Annotated in this window: 7 protein-coding genes and 1 pseudogene; 2 read left to right on the plus strand and 6 right to left on the minus strand. The window is 65.0% G+C overall.

The features are described 5' to 3' along the window. Nucleotide 1: 1 nt before the first annotated feature. The 5 genes from AC5RWX_RS19060 to leuC form a co-directional block, all read right to left on the minus strand. A complete protein-coding gene (locus AC5RWX_RS19060; RefSeq protein WP_494097895.1) occupies nt 2-1,054 on the minus strand; it encodes an NAD(P)H-dependent glycerol-3-phosphate dehydrogenase in 1,053 nt (350 codons plus the stop codon). After that, on the minus strand, nt 1,044-1,817 hold the full coding sequence (locus AC5RWX_RS19065; RefSeq protein WP_494097896.1) for a lysophospholipid acyltransferase family protein: 774 nt from the start codon (nt 1,815-1,817) through the stop codon (nt 1,044-1,046). Before AC5RWX_RS19065 ends, AC5RWX_RS19060 begins: the two co-directional genes overlap by 11 nt. A 10-nt stretch (nt 1,818-1,827) precedes the next feature. After that, nucleotides 1,828-3,153, minus strand: coding sequence for a UDP-N-acetylglucosamine 1-carboxyvinyltransferase (murA, locus tag AC5RWX_RS19070; protein WP_458781755.1), 1,326 nt, complete (start codon nt 3,151-3,153; stop codon nt 1,828-1,830). A gap of 150 nt (nt 3,154-3,303) precedes the next feature. After that, nucleotides 3,304-3,906, minus strand: coding sequence for a 3-isopropylmalate dehydratase small subunit (gene leuD, locus AC5RWX_RS19075; protein WP_494097897.1), 603 nt, complete (start codon nt 3,904-3,906; stop codon nt 3,304-3,306). A gap of 8 nt (nt 3,907-3,914) precedes the next feature. After that, nucleotides 3,915-5,381 (minus strand): 3-isopropylmalate dehydratase large subunit, encoded by a 1,467-nt coding sequence (leuC, locus tag AC5RWX_RS19080; RefSeq protein ID WP_494097898.1) that lies wholly within the window; start codon nt 5,379-5,381, stop codon nt 3,915-3,917. A 113-nt stretch (nt 5,382-5,494) separates the two neighbouring features. Between leuC and AC5RWX_RS19085 the strand changes: the two genes are divergently transcribed. Continuing rightward, a complete protein-coding gene (locus tag AC5RWX_RS19085) occupies nt 5,495-6,214 on the plus strand; it encodes an IclR family transcriptional regulator (protein ID WP_104042168.1) in 720 nt (239 codons plus the stop codon). 54 nt (nt 6,215-6,268) lie between these two features. Then, nucleotides 6,269-6,820 carry a DUF1697 domain-containing protein gene (locus AC5RWX_RS19090; RefSeq protein WP_494097899.1) on the plus strand — a complete coding sequence of 184 codons (552 nt, stop codon included), beginning with the start codon at nt 6,269-6,271 and terminating at the stop codon, nt 6,818-6,820. 54 nt (nt 6,821-6,874) lie between these two features. On the opposite strand, the pseudogene AC5RWX_RS19095 reads toward AC5RWX_RS19090, so the two are convergent. Next, nucleotides 6,875-7,307 (minus strand): annotated as a pseudogene (locus AC5RWX_RS19095) (ABC transporter); the annotation flags it as partial.

A 7,307-nucleotide genomic window follows, 5' to 3' on the forward strand; every position in this document is an offset into this window, starting at 1 on the left:
GTCAGTAATCGCCTTCAGGTTTCAGTTCCCGGGCCAGCAGGACAGGCCCCAGTTGGTCAACGGACAGCTTGCCTGCCAGCACGGCGACGACAGCGGCCGTGATGGGCATGTCCACGCCCAGCTTTGCTGCCAGTTCGTGGACGGCCTGGCCAGACTTGATGCCTTCGGCGGTCTGGGTCATTTTTTGGCCCACTTCCTCCAGCGTGAGGCCCTGGCCCAGCAGCCGGCCTGCAGTATGGTTCCTGGACAGGGGCGAGGAGCAGGTTGCCACCAGATCGCCGAGGCCGGCCAGCCCCGCCATGGTTTTCGCATCCCCACCCAGTGCGAGGGCAAGGCGGGACGTCTCGGCGAGGCCGCGGGTGATCACGGAAGCTTTGGTGTTGTCCCCCATTTGCCTGCCCTCGCAGATGCCGACCGCCAGTGCAATTACATTCTTGACGATGCCCCCGATTTCCACCCCGACGATGTCCGAGGTGGTGTAAGGCCGGAAATAGGGTGCGGTGCAGCTTCGTGCGATCCAGCCTGCTGCAGCCGGATCGGTACAGGCAACCACGGAGGCCGTAGGCTCTTCGCGGGCTATCTCCATGGCGAGGTTTGGCCCTGAGACGATGGCAATGCGCTCGGTGGGCAGGCCGAGTTCCTCGCTGATGACCTCGCTCATCCGGGAGTCGGTGCCCAGTTCAAGGCCCTTCATCAGGGAAACCACCGTGGCCCCGGGGGCGATCAAGTCCTTCCAGCCGCGCAACTGCGGACGCAGGGACTGTGCCGGCACGGCCAGGACCACCAAATCGGCGCCCTCGAATACCTCGCGCACATCCGTGGAGGCCGTGATGCTGCCTGGAAGGGCAATGTCCTTGAGGTACTGCGAGTTGCGGTGGTACGTGTTGATTTCCTCCACCACTTCGCTCCGCCGGCCCCAGACGCGGATGGCGCGCGGCTCGCCTGCAGCCGTGGCAGCATCGGCCAGGACCTTGGCGAACGTCGTCCCCCATGAACCGGCGCCCAGCACCGCTACGGAACGGGCGGAACCGAGGTGGTTGCCCTCAGAGGTCACCGGGCATCCGTTCCCCGGTCTGCTGCCCGCGCTCCACGAAGCGGCCGTGTTTCGCCTGCGGCCGCTTGGCCGGATCCCAGCGCTCCGCCGGAGGCTGCTCGCCGCGGATCTCTGCGAGGAGTTGGGTGATGGCATCCATAATGGCCTCGGTGGCCCCGGTCAGCGTGGCCTTGTCCAAGGGACGGCCGGTGAAGGGACTCAAATCGACGGGCTCGCCCACGACCACCCTCGACCTCTTGCGCGGGAACACGTGGAACCGCTTGCCGTAGCGGGGGAAAACCTCGTGCGCTCCCCAATGGGCGATCGGGACCACCGGTATGCCGCCCTCGAGTGCAAGCCGCGCAGCACCGGTGTGGCCCTTCATTGGCCACAGGTCCGGATCCCTGGTGAGGGTGCCCTCGGGATAGATGATAATGGCCCCGCCTTCGGCAACGATCTCTTGCGCGAGCTGGAGGGACCGGTTGGCTCCCGCCGTCGAACGCTCCACGGGAATCTGCTTGGTTGCGCGCAGGACCCAGCCCAGAACCGGAACCTTGAAGAGTCCGGATTTCGCCAGGAAGTGGGGTGCACGCTTGTGGTTGTAGAGGAGGTGGCCGATGATCAGGGGGTCGATCTCGGTGCAGTGGTTGGGTGCTGCGATGAAACCGCCGGCAGGCAGCCTTTCGGTGCCCTCCCACTTCTTATCCATCATGAGATTGAACAGAGGGCGTACTATGCCCGCGACCACCGCAAGGGTCGCACGGCTCTTGGCCGATTCCTTCACGTCGGTACCGCTACTTCGTCGTGGTGATGTCGAAGTCGGCGCCCAGTCCCGCGAGCTTCTCGGTGAAACGCTCGTAGCCCCGGTTGATGATGTCGATTCCGGTGACGCGGGAGGTTCCGGTGGCGGCCAGGGCCGCAATCAGGTGGCTGAAACCGCCGCGCAGGTCCGGCACGTCGATGTCGGTTCCCTTGAGTTGTGTTGGCCCTGAAATGACGGCGGAGTGCAGGAAGTTGCGCTGGCCGAACCTGCACGGCACGCTGCCCAGGCACTCCCGGTGCACCTGGATACTGGCGCCCATCCGGATGAGGGCATCAGTGAAGCCGAAGCGGTTCTCGTAGACCGTCTCGTGCACGATTGAGACGCCCTCGGCCTGGGTCAGTGCCACCACCAGAGGCTGCTGCCAGTCGGTCATAAAACCGGGGTGTACGTCCGTTTCCAATACCAGTGGGGTGAGCTTCCCGCCCCGGTGGTAAAAGCGAATGCCTTCCTCACCGATATCCATGCCGCCGCCCACCTTGCGGTAGGTGTTGAGGAAAGTCATCATGTCGCGCTGGGAGGCGCCCTCGACGTAGATGTCACCCTTTGTCACCAGGGCAGCGGAAGCCCACGACGCCGATTCGTTGCGGTCCGAAAGCGCCCGGTGGTTGTAGCCGCCGAGGTCGCGGACACCTTCGATGCGGATGGTGCGGTCAGTCTGGACGCTGATGATCGCGCCCATCTTTTGCAGCACGGCGATGAGGTCGATGATCTCCGGCTCCGTTGCGGCGCCGGAAAGTTCGGTGATGCCTTCAGCGCGGGTGGCGCTCAGCAGCACTTGCTCGGTGGCACCGACGGAGGGGTACGGAAGGGAAATCTTCGCGCCGTGCAGCCCCTTGGGAGCGGAGATGTGGATGCCGCCCGGACGTTTTTCCACCACGGCACCGAACTGGCGCAGCACGTCCAGATGGTAGTCAATGGGACGGTCGCCGATCTTGCAGCCGCCAAGGTCCGGGATGAACGCTTCGCCTATGGCGTGGATCAGGGGGCCGCACAGCAGGATGGGAATCCTGGAGTCGCCGGCATGGGCGTCGATGGCGGTGCTCGGCGCAGTCTTCGCTGCCTTCGGGTCCAGCGTCAGGTCCCCGTTGACCGGGTCCTTCACTACAGTCACCCCGTGCAGCTGCAGGAGGGAGGTGACTACCTCCACGTCCTTGATCTCCGGCACGTTCCGCAACACCGACGGTTCGTTGCCCAGCAAGGCAGCCACCATGGCCTTGGGAACGAGATTCTTCGCTCCCCGGACGGTGACGCGGCCTGTCAGCGGGACTCCGCCGCGGATGGTCAGAACACTACTCATATACCGGTTTCCTAACGATGACTAGCCCCCAAATCCCTGCAAAGGCTCCAACCAAGCATAGGAGGTCGCGTTACCGAACCGAAATACGCGGGCGACGGCGGCAGGGCGTGGCGCACTGCCGCCGCTTTTGTCAGAGCTGCTTCAGCCGGCTCAGGAAAGGCGCGCCGGCAGGGTTTTGGGCTTGAAGGCGGGCCGGGTGGCCTCGTAGGCAGTGATGTCCGCCTCATGCTGGAGGGTCAGCCCGATATCGTCCAGGCCTTCGAGGAGGCGCCACCGGGTGTAATCGTCGATGTCGAAGGGCGCCACGATGGTGCCGCACACCACCGTTTTGGACACAAGGTCTACGGTAACCTCTGTCCCGGGAGCGTTCTCCAGTTCCTTCCAGATCAGCTCGATGTCATCCTGGGCGACTTCGGCTGCAAGCAGTCCCTGCTTGCCGGAGTTGCCCCGGAAAATGTCGGCGAACCTGGAGGAGAGCACGGTCTTGAACCCGTAGTCCTTCAGTGCCCACACCGCATGCTCGCGGGAGGAACCGGTGCCGAAATCCGGTCCAGCCACCAGCACGGATCCGGCGCTGAACGGCGCCTGGTTCAGGATGAAGGAAGGGTCCTTGCGCCATGCCGAGAACAGGGCGTCCTCAAAGCCTGTGCGGGTGATGCGCTTGAGGTAGACAGCGGGGATGATCTGGTCCGTGTCCACGTTGCTCTGGCGCAGCGGGACGCCGATTCCGGTGTGGGTGGTGAACTTTTCCATGGCGTGTCCTAGGCGGCGTCGGTGCGGATGGGGGTCTGGACAGGCTCAACCACCGGATCGGGATCCAGGTCGGACGGCGAGCTGAGCGTGCCGCGGATGGCAGTGGCTGCGGCAACCACCGGGGAGACCAGGTGGGTGCGGCCGCCCTTGCCCTGGCGCCCTTCGAAGTTGCGGTTGGACGTGGAGGCGCAGCGCTCCCCCACTTCCAACTGGTCCGGGTTCATGCCCAAGCACATGGAGCAGCCGGCGAAGCGCCATTCCGCGCCGAAGTCCTTGAAGACCTTGTCCAGGCCCTCGGCCTCGGCTTCCAGGCGGACCCGCGCCGAACCGGGCACCACCAGCATCCGGATGTTCGGATCCTTCTGGCGCCCGCGGATAATGTCCGCAGCTGCCCGCAGGTCCTCCATGCGGGAGTTGGTGCAGGAGCCGAGGAATACGGTGTCCACCCGGATGTCCTTCATGGGCGTGCCGGCTTCCAGTCCCATGTACTGCAGGGCGCGTTCGGCTGCGGCCTTGGCGTTTTCGTCACCGAAGTCCTCAGGGGACGGTACAGACTCGGACAGCGAGACGCCCTGGCCGGGGTTGGTGCCCCAGGTGACGAATGGCTCCAGCGTGTCGGCATCCAGGTCAACCTGGGCGTCGAAGGTCGCGTCGTCATCGGTACGCAGGGTGTTCCAGTACTCGACGGCAGCGTCCCAGTCAGCGCCTTGGGGGGCGTGCGGACGGCCCTTCATGAAGGCGTAGGTGGTCTCGTCCGGCGCCACCAAACCGGCACGCGCGCCGGCTTCAATGGACATGTTGCAGATGGTCATGCGGGCGTCCATGGACAGCGCACGGATTGCGGAGCCGCGGTATTCCAGGACGTAACCCTGACCGCCGCCGGTGCCAATCTTGGCAATGACGGCGAGGATGATGTCCTTGGCCGTGACACCGGGACGCAGTGTGCCTTCGACGTTGATGGCCATCGTTTTGAACGGCTTCAGGGACAGCGTTTGGGTGGCCATCACGTGCTCCACCTCGGATGTTCCGATGCCCATGGCCAGCGCGCCGAACGCACCATGCGTGGAGGTGTGCGAGTCACCACAGACCACCGTCATGCCGGGCTGGGTCAGCCCCAACTGCGGTCCCACTACGTGCACGATGCCCTGTTCGGCGTCGCCGAGGGAATGCAGGCGGACACCGAACTCGGCGCAGTTGTTGCGCAGGGTTTGGATCTGTGTCCGGCTGGTCAGGTCGGCGATAGGCTTGTCAATGTCCAGCGTGGGAGTGTTGTGGTCCTCCGTCGCGATGGTCAGGTCCGGCCGGCGCAGTTTCCTGCCGGCCAGGCGCAGCCCCTCAAAGGCCTGCGGCGACGTGACCTCGTGGACAAGGTGGAGGTCGATGAAGAGAAGGTCGGGCTGGGCGTTGGCTCCATCGCCGTCGCCTTTGCGCACCACGTGCGCGTCCCAGACTTTCTCGGCCAATGTCTTTGCCATGGCCATCTCCCTTCACTGCTGTTTGGCTGATGAGTTCCACTGAACCAGTACGCCTTCGCACTGCGCCAGCCGAAAGATTTGCATCTCAGATATTGAGACGGCAATATCATTACATGGACAATTCTAGTGGAGTCGGTGTCATTGATAAAGCGGCCCATGTGCTTGATGCACTTGAGGCCGGCCCCACCACTTTGGCGCAGCTGGTGGCCGCCACCGGCCTGGCCCGGCCCACTGTCCATCGCCTTGCCCTTGCACTGGTGCACCACCGGCTGGTGAGCCGCGACATCCAGGGCCGTTTTGTGCTGGGAAGCCGGCTGGTTGAGCTGGCCTCGGCTGCAGGCGAGGACCGTTTGATCGCTTCTGCCGGCCCTGTGCTGATGCAACTGCGCGACGCTACGGGCGAAAGTGCCCAGATTTTCCGCCGCCAGGGCGACTGGCGTGTGTGCGTGGCCTCCGCCGAGCGTCCCATCGGCTTGCGCGACACCATACCGGTAGGCACGCAGCTGTCCATGAAGGCAGGATCGGCGGCCCAAGTGCTGCTCGCCTGGGAGGACCACGACCGCCTGCTGGAAGGGTTGCAGTCGGCCCGCTTCACGCCGACCGTCCTGGCAGGCGTACGACGGCGGGGCTGGGGCCAGAGCCTCGGCGAACGTGAGCCGGGGGTCGCCTCAGTTTCCGCACCGGTGCGGGGACCTTCCGGCCGGGTCATAGCGGCCGTTTCAATTTCCGGCCCGATCGAGCGCCTGACCCGCCAGCCCGGCCGGCTGCATGCAGAAGTGGTGTGCAACGCCGGCCGTGTCCTCACCGAGGCCCTGCGCAAGAACAACGACTGACGTAGCGACAGACGCCGACAGCCCGCGCCGGCTCCTGGCGCTAGGATTCTCGCCATGGGCAGCTATGCAGTGTTTCTCCGGGGCATCAACGTGGCCGGCATCAATATCAAAATGGCAGACCTCCGGGAAGCGCTGGAAGCCGCGGGCTTTTCCGATGCCCGGACCGTGCTTGCCAGCGGAAACGTGGTGCTGGCCAGCAGCCTGGATGCCTCAGCGGTGAAGCGGGAGTGCGAAAAATGCCTCCGCGATGCGTTTGGCTATGACGCCTGGGTGGTTGTGCTCGAGTCAGCCAGGGTGTCCGAGCTGGTGGCAGCCTGCCCCTACCCCGACGATGACAAAAGGACCCACACTTACATCACGCTTTCCTCCGACCCAGCAATGCTTGACGAACTCGACGCCGCGGGGGCTGCACTTGAGGGGGTGGAGCAGACGAGGTTGGGGCCGGAGGCGCTGGCCTGGCTGGCACCGGCCGGCGGAACGCTGGACAGCCCCTTCAGCAAAATCTCGGCCAAAGCCAGGTTCAAGGCCTCCACCACCACACGCAACCTGCGGACCCTGATTAAGGTCCGGGACGCCGCTGCCGAACTGGCGGGTACCGGCAGTTAGCTGCTGCCGGGCATCGCCGGCCTGCTGCTGTCCTCTATGCGCCGGGGCGGGTTTTCAGTTCAAACCTGCCCCGGCCGTCTTCAGGGCGGCATTAAAGGCGGCAAGCCTGCTGACTTCCACCTCCACAGGCTCGACCACCAGATCCTGGGCCACGGAGGCCACCGCAGCGTTGAGCCGCTTCCGTGCCCTGGCAGCCCTGGCGTTCGCCGCGGCAGCGGCAATAAAGCGGCCGGTAATGGCCAGGAAGATCCCCAAAACCACTCCCGCTGCAATCATCAGCGTAGGCACGGGCCAGCCTTCGACCCTTGGCACCGCGGGAACCGGCATCTGGAAATAGCCGAGGGCAGCCAGGACGCCGAGCCAGCCGAGGCCTCCCAACACCGTGAGCAGGGCCAGCCATTGCACGACGTTGAACACCCCCCACCACCAGGACCTGCGGTTGGCGGCCAGGTCCGTTCCGGCACTGGCCTGGTCAAGGGCGTCAGGC

This window comes from Arthrobacter sp. SPT-J7 (assembly GCF_059089965.1).

What these genes read in the sequence shown, in the direction of transcription:
- murA (WP_458781755.1), bottom strand. Translation starts at nt 3,153, where the DNA reads ATGAGTAGTGTTCTGACCATCCGCGGCGGAGTCCCGCTGACAGGCCGC.
- leuD (WP_494097897.1), bottom strand. Translation starts at nt 3,906, where the DNA reads ATGGAAAAGTTCACCACCCACACCGGAATCGGCGTCCCGCTGCGCCAG.
- leuC (WP_494097898.1), bottom strand. Translation starts at nt 5,381, where the DNA reads ATGGCAAAGACATTGGCCGAGAAAGTCTGGGACGCGCACGTGGTGCGC.
- AC5RWX_RS19085 (WP_104042168.1), top strand. Translation starts at nt 5,495, where the DNA reads ATGGACAATTCTAGTGGAGTCGGTGTCATTGATAAAGCGGCCCATGTG.
- AC5RWX_RS19090 (WP_494097899.1), top strand. Translation starts at nt 6,269, where the DNA reads ATGGGCAGCTATGCAGTGTTTCTCCGGGGCATCAACGTGGCCGGCATC.